General features: G+C 70.0%; 22 protein-coding genes. 6 read left to right on the top strand and 16 right to left on the bottom strand.

Annotated elements, in window-relative coordinates; all coding sequences use genetic code 11:
• Positions 1 to 29 precede the first annotated feature (29 nt).
• From FPZ47_RS00340 to FPZ47_RS00310, 7 genes are all read right to left on the bottom strand, one after another.
• Entirely contained in the window at positions 30 to 1,460 is a 1,431-nt protein-coding gene (locus FPZ47_RS00340; RefSeq protein ID WP_210419792.1) for an aldehyde dehydrogenase family protein, read from the bottom strand.
• 134 nt (positions 1,461 to 1,594) lie between these two features.
• The gene (locus tag FPZ47_RS00335) at positions 1,595 to 2,536 is read right to left on the bottom strand and encodes a class I SAM-dependent methyltransferase (RefSeq protein ID WP_144946926.1); all 942 of its coding nucleotides are present in this window, start codon (positions 2,534 to 2,536) and stop codon (positions 1,595 to 1,597) included.
• A 41-nt stretch (positions 2,537 to 2,577) separates the two neighbouring features.
• Positions 2,578 to 3,549, bottom strand: coding sequence for a class I SAM-dependent methyltransferase (locus FPZ47_RS00330; protein WP_144946923.1), 972 nt, complete (start codon positions 3,547 to 3,549; stop codon positions 2,578 to 2,580).
• Between the two features lie 54 nt (positions 3,550 to 3,603).
• Positions 3,604 to 4,233, bottom strand: coding sequence for a TetR/AcrR family transcriptional regulator (locus FPZ47_RS00325; protein ID WP_144946920.1), 630 nt, complete (start codon positions 4,231 to 4,233; stop codon positions 3,604 to 3,606).
• The gene (locus tag FPZ47_RS00320; protein ID WP_144946917.1) at positions 4,233 to 5,210 is read right to left on the bottom strand and encodes a pirin family protein; all 978 of its coding nucleotides are present in this window, start codon (positions 5,208 to 5,210) and stop codon (positions 4,233 to 4,235) included. The genes FPZ47_RS00325 and FPZ47_RS00320 overlap by 1 nt, the downstream gene beginning before the upstream one ends.
• 205 nt (positions 5,211 to 5,415) lie before the next feature.
• Positions 5,416 to 5,958: a Dps family protein gene (locus FPZ47_RS00315; RefSeq protein WP_144946914.1), complete on the bottom strand. Its 543-nt coding sequence runs from the start codon at positions 5,956 to 5,958 to the stop codon at positions 5,416 to 5,418.
• Between the two features lie 79 nt (positions 5,959 to 6,037).
• Positions 6,038 to 6,949: a DNA-3-methyladenine glycosylase family protein gene (locus FPZ47_RS00310; protein ID WP_144946911.1), complete on the bottom strand. Its 912-nt coding sequence runs from the start codon at positions 6,947 to 6,949 to the stop codon at positions 6,038 to 6,040.
• A 69-nt stretch (positions 6,950 to 7,018) separates the two neighbouring features.
• Between FPZ47_RS00310 and FPZ47_RS00305 the strand changes: the two genes are divergently transcribed.
• Positions 7,019 to 7,420, top strand: coding sequence for a nuclear transport factor 2 family protein (locus tag FPZ47_RS00305; protein WP_144946908.1), 402 nt, complete (start codon positions 7,019 to 7,021; stop codon positions 7,418 to 7,420).
• On the opposite strand, the gene FPZ47_RS00300 is transcribed toward FPZ47_RS00305, so the two are convergent.
• From FPZ47_RS00300 to FPZ47_RS00290, 3 genes are read right to left on the bottom strand one after another with little or no spacing between them, the layout of a single operon-like run.
• Positions 7,414 to 7,794 (bottom strand): DUF427 domain-containing protein, encoded by a 381-nt coding sequence (locus tag FPZ47_RS00300; RefSeq protein ID WP_144946905.1) that lies wholly within the window; start codon positions 7,792 to 7,794, stop codon positions 7,414 to 7,416. The genes FPZ47_RS00305 and FPZ47_RS00300 overlap by 7 nt on opposite strands.
• A 58-nt stretch (positions 7,795 to 7,852) precedes the next feature.
• Entirely contained in the window at positions 7,853 to 8,875 is a 1,023-nt protein-coding gene (locus FPZ47_RS00295; RefSeq protein WP_144946903.1) for an NAD-dependent epimerase/dehydratase family protein, read from the bottom strand.
• Positions 8,872 to 9,378: a nuclear transport factor 2 family protein gene (locus FPZ47_RS00290; RefSeq protein WP_144946900.1), complete on the bottom strand. Its 507-nt coding sequence runs from the start codon at positions 9,376 to 9,378 to the stop codon at positions 8,872 to 8,874. Before FPZ47_RS00290 ends, FPZ47_RS00295 begins: the two co-directional genes overlap by 4 nt.
• Positions 9,379 to 9,471: 93 nt before the next feature.
• Between FPZ47_RS00290 and msrA the strand changes: the two genes are divergently transcribed.
• Positions 9,472 to 9,984, top strand: a complete 513-nt coding sequence (gene msrA, locus FPZ47_RS00285) for a peptide-methionine (S)-S-oxide reductase MsrA (protein ID WP_144946897.1) — start codon at positions 9,472 to 9,474, stop codon at positions 9,982 to 9,984.
• Positions 9,985 to 10,005: 21 nt separating this feature from the next.
• On the opposite strand, the gene FPZ47_RS00280 is transcribed toward msrA, so the two are convergent.
• Positions 10,006 to 11,325, bottom strand: coding sequence for a cytochrome P450 (locus FPZ47_RS00280; protein WP_144946894.1), 1,320 nt, complete (start codon positions 11,323 to 11,325; stop codon positions 10,006 to 10,008).
• Between the two features lie 159 nt (positions 11,326 to 11,484).
• Here FPZ47_RS00280 and FPZ47_RS00275 point away from each other — a divergent pair, with 159 nt between their 5' ends.
• Both FPZ47_RS00275 and FPZ47_RS00270 read left to right on the top strand, forming a co-directional pair.
• Positions 11,485 to 12,102, top strand: a complete 618-nt coding sequence (locus tag FPZ47_RS00275) for a TetR/AcrR family transcriptional regulator (protein ID WP_246133229.1) — start codon at positions 11,485 to 11,487, stop codon at positions 12,100 to 12,102.
• Positions 12,103 to 12,139: 37 nt separating this feature from the next.
• Positions 12,140 to 12,352 carry a TOBE domain-containing protein gene (locus FPZ47_RS00270; protein WP_144946888.1) on the top strand — a complete coding sequence of 71 codons (213 nt, stop codon included), beginning with the start codon at positions 12,140 to 12,142 and terminating at the stop codon, positions 12,350 to 12,352.
• Positions 12,353 to 12,415: 63 nt separating this feature from the next.
• Here FPZ47_RS00270 and FPZ47_RS28205 read toward each other — a convergent pair whose 3' ends face one another.
• Positions 12,416 to 12,580 carry a hypothetical protein gene (locus tag FPZ47_RS28205; RefSeq protein ID WP_168209315.1) on the bottom strand — a complete coding sequence of 55 codons (165 nt, stop codon included), beginning with the start codon at positions 12,578 to 12,580 and terminating at the stop codon, positions 12,416 to 12,418.
• 18 nt (positions 12,581 to 12,598) lie between these two features.
• Positions 12,599 to 13,762, bottom strand: coding sequence for a sulfotransferase family protein (locus tag FPZ47_RS00265; RefSeq protein ID WP_144947008.1), 1,164 nt, complete (start codon positions 13,760 to 13,762; stop codon positions 12,599 to 12,601).
• 97 nt (positions 13,763 to 13,859) lie between these two features.
• On the opposite strand from FPZ47_RS00265, the gene FPZ47_RS00260 reads away from it, so the two are divergent.
• Entirely contained in the window at positions 13,860 to 14,447 is a 588-nt protein-coding gene (locus FPZ47_RS00260; protein WP_144946885.1) for a TetR/AcrR family transcriptional regulator, read from the top strand.
• Entirely contained in the window at positions 14,444 to 15,565 is a 1,122-nt protein-coding gene (locus FPZ47_RS00255; protein WP_144946882.1) for a DUF1214 domain-containing protein, read from the top strand. The genes FPZ47_RS00260 and FPZ47_RS00255 overlap by 4 nt, the downstream gene beginning before the upstream one ends.
• A 16-nt stretch (positions 15,566 to 15,581) precedes the next feature.
• Here FPZ47_RS00255 and FPZ47_RS00250 read toward each other — a convergent pair whose 3' ends face one another.
• From FPZ47_RS00250 to FPZ47_RS00240, 3 genes are all read right to left on the bottom strand, one after another.
• A complete protein-coding gene (locus tag FPZ47_RS00250) occupies positions 15,582 to 16,640 on the bottom strand; it encodes an LLM class flavin-dependent oxidoreductase (RefSeq protein ID WP_144946879.1) in 1,059 nt (352 codons plus the stop codon).
• 4 nt (positions 16,641 to 16,644) lie between these two features.
• A complete protein-coding gene (locus FPZ47_RS00245; RefSeq protein WP_210419791.1) occupies positions 16,645 to 17,169 on the bottom strand; it encodes an SRPBCC family protein in 525 nt (174 codons plus the stop codon).
• Between the two features lie 106 nt (positions 17,170 to 17,275).
• Complete coding sequence (locus tag FPZ47_RS00240) at positions 17,276 to 18,382, bottom strand: fatty acid desaturase family protein (RefSeq protein WP_144946873.1); 1,107 nt, start codon at positions 18,380 to 18,382, stop codon at positions 17,276 to 17,278.
• Positions 18,383 to 18,411 lie beyond the last annotated feature (29 nt).

Raw genomic sequence — 18,411 nt, 5'->3', positions numbered from 1 at the left:
GGTTGGTAAGGGGGGCTAAAACGTCAGTGTCAGAACAGCTTTCGCGCCATCTTGAAGGCCCGCTCGGTGTAGGGCGGGTAGATGAAGCGCGACACGTCGGGCCGGGTGGGCTTGGTCAGCACCGACTTGCGGTGGCTGAACTCCTCGAACCCGAAGCGGCCGTGGTAGGCGCCCATCCCCGACGTGCCGACCCCGCCGAACGGCAGCTTGGCCGTCGACACCTGGAAGGCCAGGTGGTTGACCAGCATGCCGCCCGCCGGCACCTCCTTGATCACCCGCTCCCGGGTCGCGCGCGACTTGGTGAACAGGTAGGCGGCCAGCGGCTTGGGCCGGGCGTTGACGAAACGTATTGCGTCGTCCAGGTTCTGGGCGGTGACGACCGGCAGGATCGGCCCGAAGATCTCGTTGCACATCAGCGGCCCGTCCAGGTCGGGGTCGACCACCACCGTCGGCTGGATGCGCAGGGTCGAGGCGTCGCAGTCGCCGCCGACGGTGATCCGGCCGTCCTTGCCGGACAGGTAGCCCTTGAGCCGGTCGAACTGGCGCTGGTTGACGATCCGCATCCCGGCCCGGTCCTGGGACCGGAACTTCGTGATGGCCGCGCCGATCTTGTCCACCAGCTCGTCGCGGATCTTCACGTCGGCCAGCACATAGTCGGGCGCGACGCACGTCTGCCCGGCGTTGAGCAGCTTCATCCAGGCGATCCGCTTGGCGGCGACGTCGATGTCGGCGTCGGCGGCCACGATCACCGGGCTCTTGCCGCCGAGCTCCAGGGTGACCGGGGTCAGGTGGGGTGCGGCCCCCTCGTAGACCTTGCGGCCGATCTCGGTGCCGCCGGTGAACATCACCCGGTCCAGGCCCTGCGCGATCAGCTCCTGACTCACCGAGCCGTCGCCCTCGACGACCGCGATCGCGTCGCGGTCCAGGTAGCGGGGCACCAGCTCGGCCATCAGGTGCGAGGACGCGGGGGCCATCTCGGACGGCTTGAGGATGACGGCGTTGCCCGCCGCGATCGCGCCGACCGCCGGGCCCAGCGTCAGGTAGAACGGGTAGTTCCAGGCGCCGATGATCAGCACGGTCCCGAACGGCTCGTACTCGATCCAGCCGCGGCCCGGCAGCTGCGGCAACTCGAGCAGCACGTGCTTGCGGCGCGTCCAGCGCCGCAGGTTCTTGGCCGCGAACTTCGCCTCGCCCGCGGTCGTCGCGATGTCGGCGATGTACGCCTCGAACGGGTTGCGGTCCAGGTCGTCGGCGAGCGCGGCGGCCAGCGCGGCCTCGTTCTCCTCCATCAGCTTCTGCAGTTGCAGCAACTGGCGCTTGCGCCACTCGATGTCGCGGGTGCGCCCGGTGGCGAAGGTCCTGCGGAGCCGGTCCACCGTCGCGGCGACGTCGACCGGCGCGGCGGCCGGGCCCCCGTTCGTGGATGCGGGTGTCTTCGGTGCAACCGATTCGGTGGTCATCGTTGTCCTTCCTGAGCGAAGGCACCGCCAGGTCGCGGGGCCGCTCATCGGTGATACCCGCGATCCTAACCATCCGGTTGGGAGAGCAATAGGAAGGATCTGGAACGCCCGCCCGGGCGCCCCGTTCCGGGACGCTACACGCGCTCCGCGGTCACGAAGTCGGAGAACGCGCCCTTGTCGTCGGCGAACGGGACGCCCTCGATCCAGCGGTTCAGGCGGCGCATCTCATCGACGGCGGCTTGCGATTGGGCGCGCCAGCCGTGGTCGTTGAGCCAGTCGGCGACGTGGGCGCGGTCGTCGTCGCGGTACATCAGTTCCCCGACGTCGATGGTCTCCTCCAGGCCGATCTCGTCGGCCACCTTCTTGAACCGCTCGCGCATCTGCTGGCGCCGCTCCTCGGCGTGGGCGGGCGCGGTTTCGGCGGACACCCGGCTGCCGGGCGCGCTGAGCTCGCTGATCTGGGCGAACAGCCGGTCCTGCGCGTCGGCCGGCAGGTACATCAGCAGCCCCTCGGCCAGCCACGCCGTCGGCGCGCCCGGGTCGAAGCCCGCCTCACGCAGCGCGGCCGGCCAGTCCTGCCGCAGGTCGATGGCCACCTCGCGGCGGTCGGCCGACGGCGTGACGCCGTTCTCGGCCAGCGTCGTGGACTTGAACTCCAGTACCTGGGGCTGGTCGATCTCGTAGACCGTCGTCCCGGCCGGCCAGTCCAGCCGGTAGGCGCGCGAATCCAGCCCCGACGCCAGGATGACCACCTGCCGGATCCCGGCCGCCACCGCGTCGTTGAAGTACGCATCGAAGAAGTGTGTGCGCACAGCCTGGTAGCTGCGCATGTGGTGCAGGTGGGCGGCCGAGTCGGCGTCGATCGCCTCGACCCTGGCCACGATGGCCGGGTCGAGCATCTTCTCCCAGAGCACGTTCGCGCCGGAGTTGCCGACCAGCAGCTTGGCGTACGGGTCACGGATCAGCGCGTCGGGCCGCTCGGTCTCGACGGCCCGGGCGGCGGCCACCATCACCGCGGTGGAGCCGACGCTGGTCTTGATGTCCCAGGTGTCGTCGTGGCTGCGTAGTGAGCTCATGGGGTGTTCCTTCTGCTTGACGTGCTTGACGTGCTTGACGGTCAGTCGGGTGGCGCGCCGAGGCGCGCGCGCAGCAGCGTGCTGCTGACGGCCTCGTCGGCCAGGTCTTCGGGTACCGGACGGCCCAGCCGGGCCATCTCGTCGCGGTTGCTCACCGCGTCCACCGCCCAGCCGTGTCCGGCCAGCCACTCGACGGCGTCGGAACGGTCGGGCTCGTGGTAGGTCAGTGCCTGCACGTTGACGTCCAGGCCGAGCCGCTCCCGCATGCGCAGCCACCGCTGCGTGTTGCCGCGCGAGTTGAGGCCGAACACCTCGACGGCGATCTGGCTGCCCGGCGCGCTGAGCGCGGTGACCCTCTCGAAGAGCCGGTCCTGGGCGTCGCCGGGCAGGTAGGGCAGCAGGCCCTCGGCGAGCCAGGCGGTCGGCCGGCTCGGGTCGAAGCCCGCCTCCCGCAGCGCCGCCGGCCAGTCGTCGCGCAGGTCGACCGGCACCGGGCAGCGCCGGGCGGTGGGCGCGGCGTCGTGCGACGCCAGGACTCCGCTCTTGTATTCGAGCACCTTGGGCTGGTCGATCTCGTAGACGGCGGTGCCGGCCGGCCAGCTCAACCGGTAGGCCCGGGAGTCCAGCCCGGCGGCCAGGATGACCACCTGCCGCAGCCCGGCGCCGGCCGCGTCACCGAAGTACTCGTCGAAGAAGTGGGTGCGCACCGCCTGGTAGTCGACGCCGAGGCGGTGCACCCGCCGCCCGTGCTCGTCGCCGTCGAGCCAGGCCAGCTCGGGGTCGGCCAGCCGGGCCCAGGCCGGGCCCGCCGACGACACCAGCAACGGGGCGAACTCGTCGCGGATCAGCGGATCGGCTCCGGCGGTCTCCACCGCCCGGGACGCGGCGACGCCCAGGGCGGTCGCGCCGACGAGTTCGGTGATGGCCCAGGAGTCGCCCGCGGTCCGTCGCGAAGCGGGCGGCGCGGCCTCCGACGAGGACCCTGCGGACGAGGAGTCGCCGAGATCAGTCATCAGCCGGCCATGCTACCCGAATAAGTTAGGCAATCTATGCGATTGTGCGCGATGTCACTGCCGCCAGAGCGCGCCTTCCAGCAGCCGCCGCAGCGTGTCGGTGACGGCGTGCATCTCCTGGTGGCTCCGCAGATACCCCGCATAGAATCCCGTGCCGCAAAACAGCAGCAGCAAGGCCTCGACCAAGGCCGGCGCGTCGATTCCCGCGCCGATCTCGCCGCGCTCCATCCCATCCCCGACGGCCCACGTCAGAAATTCCCGGGTCATTGCGACGGCGTCGTTTTCCCGGGCATTCAGTTCCGGATGCCGCCGCGCTTCGAGCACATTGGTGACGAGAAACGCCGATGTGGCGGAATTATCGCTATCGGCCCGGCGGGCGACGGCGAGAAATGCGCCCAGTCGCCCGATCAGGGTGCCCTCGTGCCGCGCCCGCTGGATGCCGGCGCCGACGACATCGTGGTTGGTCTGCTGGACCACCTCCAGATACAGGGCTTGTTTGGAGGAAAAGTAGTGATTGATGGCCGGCCTGGTCAGGTCGGCGCGAACGGCGATCTCCTGGAACGTCGCCCCGTCGAATCCGCGTTCGCTGAACACCTGGCGAGCGGCACGCAAGATGCGCTTACGCGTCTCGTCCGCCCTGGCTGCAGCGGGGCGGCCCGGGCGGCGACCCGCCGTTGGCGACATCAATAAAGTGTGCCACCCCCGCGATGCGGCATTAAGGCATTCGGCGGAACGGCGCCGAACCTGCCCGCTTCGTAGTCCTGCAGCGCCTCGATCAATTCCGCGCGAGAGTTCATCACGAATGGTCCGTAATGGAATACCGGCTCGCGAATCGGCTGTCCGCCGAGAAGCAACACGTCGATTCCCGTCGGGCGTCGGTCCGCCACGGCGCCGACGATGACGCGGTCGCCGGCACCCAACACGGCCAACTGACCCCGCCGGATCGGCCGTTCGACCGGACCCGCATACCCGCTGCCGGACAAGACATAGACCAACGCGTTGAAGTCGCGCCGCCACGGGATGTCGAGCCGGGCGCCGTTCTCGATCGTGGCGTGGGCCAGGGTGATCGGCGTGTGGGTGACGCCGGGGCCCCGGTGGCCGTCGATCGCGCCGGCGATGACGCGCACCAGCGCTCCCCCGTCGCCGGAGGACAGCAACGCCACGTCGCCGCCGTCGATCGACTGGTACCGGGGTGCGGCGAATTTGTCCTTCTTGGGCAGGTTCACCCAGAGCTGGATGCCGTGGAAGAGGCCGCCGCTGTCGACCAGTTCGGCTGGCGGGGTCTCGATGTGCAGGATGCCCGCACCGGCGGTCATCCACTGCGTCGCGCCGTCGGTGATCAGGCCGCCACCGCCGTGCGAATCCTGGTGCGCCATCTTCCCGTCGAGCATGTAGGTGACCGTTTCGAAGCCGCGGTGCGGATGCCAGTCGGTGCCCCGCGGTTCGCCCGGCTGGTAGTCCACCTCACCCATCTGGTCCATGTGCACGAATGGGTCGAGGGCGGCGGCGCCGACCCCGGCGAACGCCCGGACGACCGGAAACCCCTCCCCTTCGAAGCCGCGCCGGCCCGTGCTGACCGCCCGCACGGGGCGTTCGGTGTCGGCGGGCCCGGCCGGGCCGATCCGGGGCAGGGTGAGCGTGTCTGCGGTGACGGGCGGCATGTGTTCCTCCAATTCGAGAGCTACCCGTACAACCGGACTGCGGTCCGATTATTCCGCGCCAGGCCGTCCCGCACCGTCGGTCCGGGATGTGTGACCTGCGCCGCGACAAATGTGCGGCGCGACAATTCCCGGTGCCCACCAACGCTGCGCCCGAACATGATTCGGCGGCCCGATCCGACAACCGGACCTGACCGCCGGCTCCCCGTCAGCCGCGGGCGCTGCTGGCGGCGTCCCGCTCGCTCGACGAACCCGCGTGCGTCAGCTTGCCGCCCGCGCTCTCCAGGTGTGCCCGCACGAACCACTGGAACTTCTCCAGCGAAGCGGCGTGGCCTATCAGCATGTCCTGGGTGACGGGGTCGAGTTCCTCGGTCTCGGCGATCGCCCTGCGCAGGTCCTGGATCACGCCGGTGTAGACGAGGTCCAGTGCCGCCAGATGGGCCTGCGCACAGTCGCGGCCCACCGAGTAGTCGTCCCATGTGCGGTCGTTGATGATCGCCCCCGGCGTGCCCTGCGGCGAAGCCCCCAGGGCGGCGATGCGCTCGGCCACCTCGTCGGCGTAGCCCCGTACCGTCTCCACCTGCGGGTCGATCATCTCGTGCACCCCGATGAAGTTGGGGCCCACCACATTCCAGTGAATGTGCTTGAGCGTCAGGTGCAGATCGTTGTAGGTGCTCAGCTGCTTCTGCAGCAGTTCGGCGAGCCGTGCCCCCTGCTTGTCGGTCAGTCCGGGAATGGTGAACTGCGTCATTCGATTTCTCCCCTGCGTTCGGACACGGTCACGTTCCCCCAACGGGTACCCGACCCGGCCCGTGGGTAATCCCGGCGCGCTACCGGCCGCTGATGTGCTGCACCGGCAACCGTGCCCCCCGACGCGGTTCGCGGGCCAGCCCGCTGGCATAGAGCAGACGCACCACCCGGTGGCGGTGCGGCCGCATCGGCTCCAGCAACTCGAGCATCGCCGCGTCGTCGACGGGGCGGCCCAGCAGCGTCCAGCCGATCATCTTCGACACGTGGTAATCGCCCACCGACAGGGCATCGGCGTCGCCGAACGCCCGTTGCGCGGTCTCGGCGGCGGTCCACACCCCGACGCCCGGCAGCGAGCTGAGCGCCTCGCGCGCCTGGGCCGCCGGGCGGGACGCCAGCCGTTCCAGCGAGTCCGCCCGGCGCGCGCAGGACACCACCGTCTGCGCGCGCCGGGGATCGACGTTGGCGCGATGGAACTCCCACGACGGAATGCTGCGCCAGACCTCGGCCGAGGGCGGGACCCGCATGCCGGGCGGCGCCGGGCCCGGGGCCGGCGTGCCGTACCGCGACACCAGCAGGCGCCACGACCGGAACGCGTCGGCGCCGGGGACCCGCTGCTCGATGACGGCCGGGATCAATGCCTCCAGGACCTGGCCGGTGCGGCCCAGGCGCAGGTGCGGGACCCGCCGGTGCGCGGCGGCGACCGTCGGGTCCCGGGGCACGAAGTCCGAGGCGTCGTCGTCGGCGCCGAGCATCGCGGGCAGCATCTCGACGAACTGCGGCGCCCCGCCGCCCCACGCCACGCAGTGCACCGAGTTGGGCGCCACGCGCACGATCCGGGCGGCCACGGGGCCGTCGGGCAGCAGGCAGGCCCGCCAGACCGTGCCGTCGCCCACAACCTGGAAGCACGGATCGCGGGGCCCCCGCCGCAACGGGGCCAGCGTGGTCCGGAAGCCGACCGGCCCCGGCAAGGCGACTGTGCGCTCGCTCCGCACGTGTTCCCCTCCGATCCCGGCCGGCCGGGTCGATTGACCGTCGACCGCCTCCCAGGACAGTATTGCGATGTGGCGACGCCGTTCGACGATCCGCAGGGCGAACTGGCCTGGATGTTCCTGCAGAGCACGAGCGAGGGCGGCGATCTGGAGGAGGGCTTCGCGCTGCTCAGCGAGGACTTCACCTATTGGACGCTCTACACGCGCACGTCCTGCGACAAGGCGACGTTCCGGCGGGCGGTCGAACGCCGCAAACGCGACCTCGAAGTCACCGTCGACCTGCTGCGCTGCGTCAACGAGGGCCACACGGTGGTGGTCGAGGCGCAGGCCACCGGCACCACCGCCGACGGCACCGACTACGACAGCCCGTTCGTGTGCATCGTCGACACCCGCGACGGGCTGATCGTCTCGATGCGCCTCTACAGCGACACCCGGGCGCAGGCCGCGGCGATGCCGGGCTGGGTCCCCTACTGAGCGGACACGCTGATGTCGGCCTTGTCGGGGTAGAACGCCACATGCCCGGCGATCGCCGCGACGGCGGGGTAGGGCTTTTCGTACGTCCAGATCACGTTGTCGACGGTGTCCCCGGCGCCGGTGGTCACGCTGTAGTAGCTGGCCTCCCCCTTGAAGGGACAGTAGGTGCTGGTGTCCGTGCGGGTCAGCCGCTGGGTGACCACATCGTCGAGCGGAATGTAGTGCACGACAGGCAAAGTCGCTTCGCGCAGGTGCAGCGCCGCGGTGGTGTCCGCGACCAGCTCGCCGTTGACGCGCACCTGCACCCGGCCCGGTGCGGGCTCGATCGTGATCGGGTGCCCGGCGCTGGGTTCCTTGATTTCGGGGTGGCTCATGGTCGTTACCTCCTCGGGCGCGTGCGTCGTGCACGGCCCACCACCGAGCCTAGGCGCGCTATTCCTGCCGGGCCGTGGTGCTGGTGTCCTTCGGCCTGCGCATCGCCGCCCAGAACCGGGCGGCTTCCCGGATCGACTCCTCGACCGGGCGCGGCTGCCAACCCAGTTCCCGCTTCGCTTTGCCGCTGTCGACGGGAGCCTCGGCGCGCATCATGCGCACCGAGGCGAGGCTGAGCTGGGCGTCCTTGCCGCCGAGCCGGGCCCGCAGGCTGCCCAGCGCGGCCATCGCGTAGAGCACCGGCACCGAGATCGAGCGTCGCGGCGGCGGCACCCCGGCCTCGTCGGCGGCGATCCGCACGACGTCATTCAGCGCGATCATCTTTTCGGAGACCAGGTAGCGCTCGCCGATGCGCCCGCGTTCGGCGGCCAGGATCATGGCCCGGGCGGCGTCGTCGACGCCGACGACCTCGAGTCGGATGCCGTTCATCAGGAAGGGCAGCTTGCCGAACACCGCGCCGGCGATGAACGCACCGTGCGGGGTGCCGCCCCAGTCGCCGCTGCCGTAGGTCGTCGAGACGCACATCGCCACCGCGGGCAGCCCGGCCTCGGCCACGTACTTCATCACCAGGTTCTCGGCCTGCACCCGGGACTGGACGTAGGGCGTCAGACCCCGCGGGGCGATCACGTCGTCCTCGGTGGCCACGTGCCCGAGCCGCCGGCCCACCGTCGCGTAGGTGCTGGTGAAGACGAACCTGCGCAGGTCGGCCTCGGCGGCGACGTCGAGGACGTTGCGCAGTCCTTCGACGTTGGTGCGGAACAGCGGCGAGGGATCGCGCAGCCATGCGCGGGTGTCGACGACGCAGTAGTAGACGTCGTCGACGCCGTCCATCCCCTGCCGCAGGGTGGCGGTGTCGAACACGTCGCCGTGGAACCGGGTGAGCTCGAGGTCGTCGATGGCACGGGTGTTGGCGTTCGGGCGCACCATCGCCCGGACGTCGTTGCCGTCGGCGACGAGCCGGCGGGTGACATGGGCGCCCAGGAAGCCGTTGGCGCCGATCACCAGCTTGGGTTTGGCGCTCACCGGCCGCCGTCGTTCTGCTGCATCCAGCGCGCGGCGTCCTCGTCGAGGGTGCCCAGGGCCCGGGCCTTGCGGCACCATGTCATCCCGGCCTTCAGGAAACGCAGCGGGTTGTAGATGTCTTCCTGCCGACACCACTGGCCGTCGCCGCCGTAGGTGACGATGGAGATGTTGGTGGCGCTGATGACGGTGCCGTCGCCGGGGTCGCGCATCGGGTTGTCCAGTTCGCAGATGACCCGGCCCGTGGGCTCGTCGACCACCGACCACAGCGAGGGGAACGCAACCATGTGGCTGCCCGGGAACGTGGTCATCGTCCGCTGGATCCACGCGCGGACCTCGTCGCGGCCGCGCATGGTGCCCATCGCGTGCTCGATGTAGTCGACGTCCGTCGTGTACTGCTCGACCCAGGCGTCCCAGTCCCGCGTCTCGGCGGCCCGGGCGACCGTCTTCTCGAACTTCTCGAAGGCGGCCGACAGCTCGGCCCGGGAGAACTCGCGCGTGGTCACGAGGGCTTCTTCGCGCCGTTGCACATCATCGCCGGAGTGTAACCTGGGCAACATCATCGGTTCCCGAGGAGCGCGAGCCCGAGGAGGAAAGCTATGACAACGCAAAGGGCCATCCTCGCCGGCGGCTGCTTCTGGGGCATGCAGGACCTGATCCGCAAGCAGCCCGGTGTCATCTCCACCCGCGTGGGCTACACCGGCGGCGACGTCCCGAACGCGACCTACCGCAACCACGGCACCCACGCCGAGGCGATCGAGATCGTCTACGACCCCGCGGTCACCGACTACCGCAGGATCCTGGAGTTCTTCTTCCAGATTCACGACCCCACAACCAGGAACCGCCAGGGCAACGACCTGGGCACCAGCTACCGCTCGGCCATTTTCTACCTCGACGAGGAGCAGAGGCGGATCGCGTTGGAGACCATCGCCGACGTCGACGCCTCGGGCCTGTGGCCGGGCAAGGTCGTCACCGAGGTCAGCCCGGCCGGCGACTTCTGGGAGGCCGAGCCCGAGCACCAGGACTACCTGCAGCGCTATCCGCACGGCTACACCTGCCACTACGTGCGTCCCGGCTGGGCGTTGCCGCGACGGGCCACCGCGGACCAGTAGGGCCGTCGACCGGCGCCGCGCTCAGCGCCGGTGCACGACCACCCGCCCGCCGTCCTTCGGCGTGAACGCGACACCGCGCGAGTGCCAGCGCTCCCCGGGCGCGGTCGTCGTCTCGATAGTGAAGTGGCGCAACACCGTTCGCAACACCACGTCCATCTCCATGTTGGCGAACGCGGCCCCCACGCACCGGCGGGTACCGCCCCCGAACGGGATCCAGGCGGCCGCCGGCGGCTTGTTGCCCAGGTACCGCTGCGGGTCGAAGCGCTCCGGGTCGGGGAAGACCTCGGGGTTGCCGTGGATCTGCGAAATGCAGACCAGGATCGAATTTCCTTGCGGAACAACCCATTCCCCGAGTTGGTAGGTCGGCGGATAGACGTGGCGGGCGGCGAAGTCGATGACCGTGCGGACCCGCTGCACCTCGAGGATCGCGGCCTGGCGCAGCTCGTGGCCGCCGGCGTCGGCCTCCTCGACCAGCGCCCGCAGCACGTCGGCGTGCCGGCTCAATCGTTCGAACGCCCAGCCCAGCGTGGCCGCGGTCGTCTCGTGCCCGGCGGCCAGCAGCGTCAGCAGCTCGTCGGCGATGTCCTTGCGCGACATCACCGATCCGTCGTCGTAGGTGCTGCGCAGCATCAGCGCGAGCACGTCGGTCCGCTCGGCGAAGTTCGGGTCCGCGCGCTCGGCGTCGATCAGCCTGTCGATGATGACGTCGTAGCGGCGGCGCCACTCCCGCAGCCTCCCCCACGGGCTGTAGCGCCCATAGGTGCGCCGGGGTTTCGGCAGCGCCGCCAACCGCGAGCCCAGCGTGACCCACGGCGGGATGAGCCGGCGCAGCTCGTCGAGTTCGGCGCCCTCGGCCCCGAAAACCGCACGCAGGATGGCGTTGAGGGTGATCCGCATCATCGAGGGCAGCGTCGCGAACGGCACGCCTTCGGGCCAGTCCGCGATCTCGCGCAGCGTCTCTTCTTCGATGATGCTCTCGTAGTTCTTCATGCTCTTGCCGTGGAACGGCGGCGCCAGGAGCCGCCGCCGCTGCCGGTGGTCCTCGCCCTCGAGCGCGAACACCGAGCCGGAGCCGAACAGCCGGCTCAGGTTGGGCTGGATGTTGCCGAGCACCTCGGGGCTGGTGGTGAAGACCTGTTTGGCCAGCTGCGGATCGCCAACCACGACCTGTCGGCCGTAGAGCGGGATGCCGACCGTGAAGACCCGGCCATACCGGCGCGTCAGGCGGTTCATCATCCAGCGCCGGCACGTGGCGAACGCGAAAGCCTGCACCATCGGCGGCAGGCGCGTTGCCGGGGGCATCCGCGCCGCCGGGGGCGTCTCGGTGACGACGTCGCTCATCTCGGTGATCTCCCAACCCCTGCCGACCCCCCGCGGGGTGGTACCGCCATGTACCGCAGGCCTTCCCCGGTACGGTACTTTGAGGTACCACTGCCTGACAAGGGTGTCATGACAAGGGTGTCGCACTCACCGAAAGGGGCGCCGACCGTGACCTCAGCACTGACGGCGGCGGCGGCCGGCCACGCGGTACCCGACCCGCCGGCCGGGGCCGATCCGTTCCGGCTGCGACTGCTCGAGGGCCTCGCCACCTCGATCGACGAGCGCGGCTACCGCGCCAGCACCGTCGCCGACATCGTCCGCAACGCCCGCACGTCCAAACGCACCTTCTACGACCGGTTCACCAGCAAGGAAGCGTGCTTTCTGGAACTGCTGCAGGCCGACAACGAGAGGCTGGGGCACGGCATCGCCGCGGCCGTCGACCCCGAAGCCGACTGGCATCTGCAGATCCGCCAGGCCGTCGAGGCCTACGCCGGACACATCGAGTCCCGGCCCGCCCTCACGTTGAGCTGGATCCGCGAGCTGCCGTCCCTCGGCGCGATCGCCCGGCCCGTCCAGCGCCGCGGGATTCACCTGCTGTCCGACCTGCTGATCGACCTGAGCGCCAGCCCGGGGTTCCGCCGCGCCGACCTGCCGCCGCTGACCGGGTCGCTGGCCGTGATCCTGCTGGGCGGGCTGCGCGAACTGACCGCCCTGACGATGGAAGACGGGAGGGCGGTCCGCGAGATCGTGGAGCCGGCCGTGGATGCCTCCATAGCCCTGCTCGGTCCGCGCGGTTAGGCTCGGCGCACACCCCTTCATCCCCTGGAGGACCGCGATGCGGCTATCGACCCGAAACCAGCTCAAAGGCACCATCACCGAGGTCAATCTCGGCGCCGTGATGGCGATCGTGAAAGTGAAGCTCGACGGCGGAGACCAGATCGTGACGTCCTCGGTCACCAAGGACGCCGCCACCGAACTCGGCCTGGCGGTCGGTCAGCCCGCGACCGTGTTCATCAAGTCCACCGAAGTCACCATCGGCGTCGACTAGCGCCCGAGCGCCGTCGCGACACATAAACCACGCACACGACACGCCGAAAAGCGCCACCGTAGTTTATGTCTCGCGGTCGCCGCGCAGAAACGTGCGCAGCCGGTCCAGGACCAGCCCGGGTGCATGCTCGACGATCCAGTGGCCGACGCCGGCGACGTGGATCACCACGCCGCCGGGCAGGTCCACCAACCTGTGTTCGACGCCGTCCAGCGCGGGCATGGTGACCATGCCTGGTGACCGTACCGGTCAGGCCAGGAACCGCTCGACGTACGGCGCGAAGCGCGCACGCAGATCGTCCTCGCTGAGCCCGAACATGTCCGCGGACGTCTCGACATTGCCCATCCGGCCCCGCCGGTGCCCGTCGCGGTAGCCGATGATCGCCGTGCGCGCCTGCTCGGTGCACGGCTCGCCGGCCAGGGCGTAGACCCGCTCGGCGACGCCGAGTTCGTCGGCCATGAAGTCGTCGAAGCGGACGTCGATGGAACGTTGCGAGCCGATGGTGTCGCGATCGCGCACCAGCGCGGTGAGCATCCGCTCGAGCCGGTCGACCCACGAGCCCGCGATCCGCTCCACCGGCACCGGCGAGCGGTGCATCCGCGCGGAATAGGTGATCATCGCGATCATCGACAGCGCCACCGGCACCGGGTCGCGGTGGGTGAACACCACGATGCTGTCGGGAAAGACCCGGTCCAGCACCGGCACCTGCTCGAGATGCTGCGGCGACTTGAGCAGCCAGCGCCGCCCCCCGCGCAGGAACTGCATCGCCCGCAGCTGCCGGGCGAGATAGCGGTAGTGGGGCGTCTGGTCGTGGGTCTGGTAGTACTCGCGCCAGCGTGGCACCTCGGCGAGCGTCTCGAACAGCATCGTGGAGAAGTCGTTGGCCAGCAGCTGAATCTCTTCGTGGGCGTGATCGGTGGTCATCTCGTGCATGAGCGCGAAATGCGGCATCACGGTGTTGATCACCCCGACGGCGACGTCCATCCGGCTGCGCCGTGGATCCGGTTCCACACCGGCCTCCGCCGGCAGCGGGAACGGTTCGACGCTCTCCCAGTACGGGATGGTGCGGAAGGTGGGCGCCGCCGCCAACAGGTTGTGCAGGTGGGTGGTGCCGGTGCGGGGCAGCCCGGCGATCACGACGGGTGACCGCACCGCGACGTCGTCGATCTCGGGGTGCCGGCGCAGCAGGTCGGTCAGCAACAGCCGGTTCTTGAGCAGCTGCAGCAGCTGCCCGTAGAAGTTGACGACGCCCGCCTGGTGCAGCCCGTCGAGATCGCGCAGCGCCGCCAGGTAGACGTCGAGCCGCTCACGGTAGTCGTCGGGACCGAAGTCGTGCAGGCCGGTGTCGGCGCTGGCCTGGGCGTGCAGCGCGTCGGCGTCCAGCGGGCACAGCGGCGCCATCGACGCCATCATGTCGAGGAGCTGCCTCGCGTCGTCACCGAAGCGGGGCTGGGCGAGGTCGTCGAGACGGACGGGGGTCACGGCGAGTTATGTTACTTTGAGTTCCGTAATGTCAGTGGATTTTGGGCGACCCCGCGACCCGCGCATCGACGAAGCGGTGCTGCGCGCGACGGTCGAACTGCTGGCCGAGACCGGCTACCCCGGGTTGTCCGTGGCCGCCATCGCCGAACGGGCCGGCACCAGCAAGCCCGCGATCTACCGGCGCTGGCCCAGCAAGGCGCACCTGGTGCACGAGGCGGTGTTTCCGGTCGGCGGCGCCACCGCGATTCCCGAGACCGGGTCGCTGCGGCACGACCTACGCGAGATGTTCTGCTGCACAATGGCTTTCCTGTCAACGCCAGCAGCCCGGGCGGCGCTGCCGGGCCTGATCGGCGAGATGGCGGCCGATCCGACGCTGCATTCGGCCCTGCTCGAGCGATTCGCCGACGTCATCTCCGGTGGCCTCGCCGGTTGGCTGGCGAGCGCCGCGACCGCGGGCCTCGTGCGCGCCGACGTCACCGCCTTGGAGCTGGCCGAGGCGATTGCCGGCATCGCACTGCTGGGCCTGCTCACGCGCCCCGGGGAACTCGACCCCGAATTCGCCGACGCGTGGATCGATCGCACCACCGAGCTACTCCTGAAAGGAATCAGCGCATGACGCACGAGTCGACCGCGGCGTGGCAGGAGTTGCTGGAAACACTTGGCAGCCTTGACCGCTCATTCCTGGAGGGCGACCGGGCGGTGACCGACGACCGGCACGTCGCCGACGGCTACCGCATGCTCGCCACCACGCTGGGCGTGGCGTTCGACGCCTACCTGTTCGCCGATCCCGGCCGCCCGCAGTTCGTCGCGGTCAACACCCCGTTTCGGCGCGACCGCCGCTGGGGCGGGGACAACACCGACGCCTACTACTTCCTGTGCCGGGTCGATCCGGCGCGGCGCTACCGCGTCAGCGGCAACAGGGGTGACAGCGTGTACTTCTCGTTGACCGCCTACAACGAACCGGCGCCGGGCGCGTGGTCGGACCGCGTCGTGGCGATCGTCCGGGACAGCGACCTCGACGTCCTCGAATTCGATGCCGACGGCAACTTTTCCTTCGAAGTCGGGCCCACCCCGGACGCCGCCGTGCTGATGACCCGCGACTACCAGGCCGACCCGCTGACCGGCCGCCCCGTCGACTGGCGCATCGAGGCGCTCGACGATCCGGACCCGATCCGGCACGGCGACGCCGAAACCGCCGCGTCGCTGCGGGCCGCCGCGGCGTGGCTGCGCACCATGTTCGCGATCGTCCCGCTGGCCGTCGGGACCCGCGCCGGCCAGGAGCATGCGCTCGGACACCAAACCGCCCATGCCGCCAACGAATTCGCCGCCCCCTACCAGGTTCCCGACGCCAACTTCGGCTGGTCGGCGCGCGACGCCTGCTATTCCTACGGCAGCTTCGTGCTCGAGGACGACGAGGCGCTGGTCATCACCCACCGGCCGCCGTCGTGCCGGTTCTGGAACCTGGTGGTGTGGAACCAGTTCATGGCCACCTACGGCGCCGCCGAGGGGCCCGATGCCCGCTGCTCGGTCAACGGCCACAGTGCCGTGCCCAACGGCGACGGGTCGGTCACGGTCGTGTTGTCGCGCACGTTGACCGCCCACCCGAATTCGCTGACCACGCTCGGGTATCCGCGCGGCAACCTCGTCTTCCGGTGGTTTCTCGCCGACGCGGTGCCGGCGCGGCCGCAGGTGAGCCTCGTCAAGGCCGCCGAGGCCCCGACCGTGGTGCATTGAATTGAATTGAATTGAATCAGCCGAGGTCCCGGACCAGCTCGATGGCCCGGCCCAGCGTGCTCAGCTTGGCCTCCAGCGTGTCGCCGGCGGGATACAGCCGCACGGTGTCGACCCCGGCGTCGCGCCAGACCGCCAGCCGCGCGCGCACCATCTCCGCGGTCCCGATCAGCGTGGTGCCCAGCACCATCGCGTCGGTGACCAGGGCGGTCGCCCCCTCGCGGTCGCCGCGCTGCCAACGTTCCCGCACCGCCGCGGCCACCTCGGCCCAGCCCTGCCGGCTGTAGGCCCGGTTGTAGAAATTCGTGCTCGCCGACCCCATGCCACCGAGGCTGAACGCCAGTTCCCTCTTGCGGCCGGCGATCATGCCGCGCAGTTCGTCCTCGTCCGCGGCGAAGGCGACCTCGGCGCCCTGGCAGACGTCGATGTCGCCGCGGGCGCGGCCCGCGGCGGCCAGGCCCTTGTCGAGGTGGGCGAAGTAGGCGCCCGACGCGCCCTCCGGGACGAAGCTGGTGCCCAGCCAGCCGTCGGCGACCCGGCCGGTCAGCCGCAGCATCGCCGGCGACAGCGCGGCCAGGTAGACCGGGATGGCGTGTTCGGCCCGCGTCGACAACCGCATCGGCACCGCCTCACCACCGGGACGGGGTATCTGGAACTCGTTGCCGGCGTGCGAGATTTTTCCGCCCGCGAACGCCTGCCGCACGATGTCGACCGTCTCCGCGATGCGGGCCAACGGCCGGCCGAACGCGACGCCGTGCAGGCCCTCGATCACCTGCGGGCCGGAGGCGCCCAGCCCGAGCAGGAACCGCCCGCCCGACAGGTTCGACAGCGTGATCGCGGTCTGGGCGACCAGGACCGGCGAGCGGGTACCGGCCTGCAGCACACCGGAGCCCAGCAGCATGCGGTCGGTGCGCGCGGCCAGGTAGCCCAGCGCCGACACCGCGTCCGCGCCCCACGCCTCGGCGACCCAGCACACGTCCAGACCCAGCTTCTCCGCCTCGACGGCGAACGCGACGACGTCGCCGCCGGTGGTGGTGGTGGCGGCGGTGGAGAACTCGACCGTCGTCGCGGTGCGCATCACATCACCGCACGCCGTGCTCGGCCAGCCGTTTGATCGCCGACAGCGTCTTGCCGATCGCCGTCTCGAACTCCCGCAGCCGCACGAACACGATCTTCTGCTCCTTGTCGGGCATCGCGTCGATCGCCGCCGACAAGCCCGACCGTCCGGGCCCCATCTGCATCCAGTAGTTCAGGACGGTGCCCCCGTCGCGGGGGGTCAGCCGGAATCGCCAGGTCGCCGCGGGGGTGCCGGGTTCGCCGACCGCCCAGGCGAATTCGCGGGGCTCGTCGCAGGCCACGATCTGGGAGGTGGTGCTCCACTGCCCGAACGCCTGGTGTTCGTTGTGGCCGACGAACCGGGCGCCGCCGCGCGGGCCGTCGGCGCCCCCGACCCACTCCACCGACTGCAGCTCGTTGCTCAGCGTCGGCATCAGCTTGATATCGGAGACCAGACTCCAGACACGGGCCGGGTCGGCGTCGATCCACGTCGACGCTTCCACCGTCGGTCGGTCCGCGTAACGCGCGCCGGTCCATTCCACGCCGACCATTGTCCCCCGCCGGCGGCCGAATGTGGCCCCACCAACCGAATCGAGACTGCGCCCAGTGCTATCCGTTACCGTGCAGGCACGCCGTGAGCGCAGGCTCGACGCCCGGTCACGCCGCGACCGGGACCCGCTCGGCCGGCTTGTCGGCGCGGCCCGTTCCCAGCACCGAGTCCGGCAAGCTCAGCTTGACGATCTTGCGCACGACGGTCCCGAACTGGCGCAGCAGCGGGCCGCGGTTGTACGGGATCCCGTAGCGCTCGCAGACCTCGCGCACCTCCGGCGCGATCTGGGGGTAGCGGCGCGCCGGCAGGTCCGGGAACAGGTGGTGCTCGATCTGATGCGACAGGTTACCCGACAGCAGGTGGAACAGAGTGCCGCCGGTCAGGTTCGCCGAACCGAGGACCTGCCGGAAGTACCACATGCCGCGGGACTCGTCCTTGGTCTCCTCGATGCTGAATTCCTGCGTGCCGTCCGGGAAGTGGCCGCAGAAGATAATCATGTACGACCACACGTTGCGTATCAGGTTCGCCGACAGGTTGCCCGCGAACACGAACGGCGCGAACGGCCCGGCCAGCAACGGGAAGGCGACGTAGTCCTTGAGCGTCTGCCGGCGGGTCTTCTTCAAGATCTCGCGGAGCACCTCGCGCTTGTCGGCGAGACGGATCTCGCCGCCGCGGATGCGCTCGGTCTCCAGTTCGTGCAGCGCGACGCCGTACTGGAACAGCACCATCAAAAGGAACGCGTAGAGCGGGTTGCCCAGGAAGTAGGGCTGCCACGGCTGGTCCGCGCTCATCCGCAGGATGCCGTAGCCGATGTCGCGGTCCATGCCAACGATGTTGGTGTAGGTGTGATGCATGTAGTTGTGCGAGTGCCGCCACTGGTCGGCGGGGCATGCGGTGTCCCACTCGAAGGAGCGGCCGGAGATTGCCGGGTCGCGCATCCAGTCGTACTGGCCGTGCATGACGTTGCGGCCGATCTCCATGTTGTCGAGGATCTTCGACAGGCCCAGCATCGTCGTGCCCGCCAGCCAGGCCGGGGGCAGGAACAGTAAGGCGCGGCCGCCGACCTCCAGCGCGCGCTGGACCTTGATGACGCGACGAATGTAGTCGGCGTCCTGTTGGCCGAGGTCGGCCATGACGCGGTCCCTGATGGCGTCGAGTTCGCGGCCGAAGGCGTCGGCCTGTTCCGGGGTCAGCGTGATCTTGTTCGGTGACATGACATTTCTCCCGTGGGGTTGTGTGTGTG

Origin of the sequence: Mycobacterium helveticum (assembly GCF_007714205.1) — a bacterium.
GTDB classification, from domain to species: Bacteria; Actinomycetota; Actinomycetes; order Mycobacteriales; family Mycobacteriaceae; genus Mycobacterium; species Mycobacterium helveticum.
This window is presented reverse-complemented; position numbering and strand designations above follow the sequence as displayed.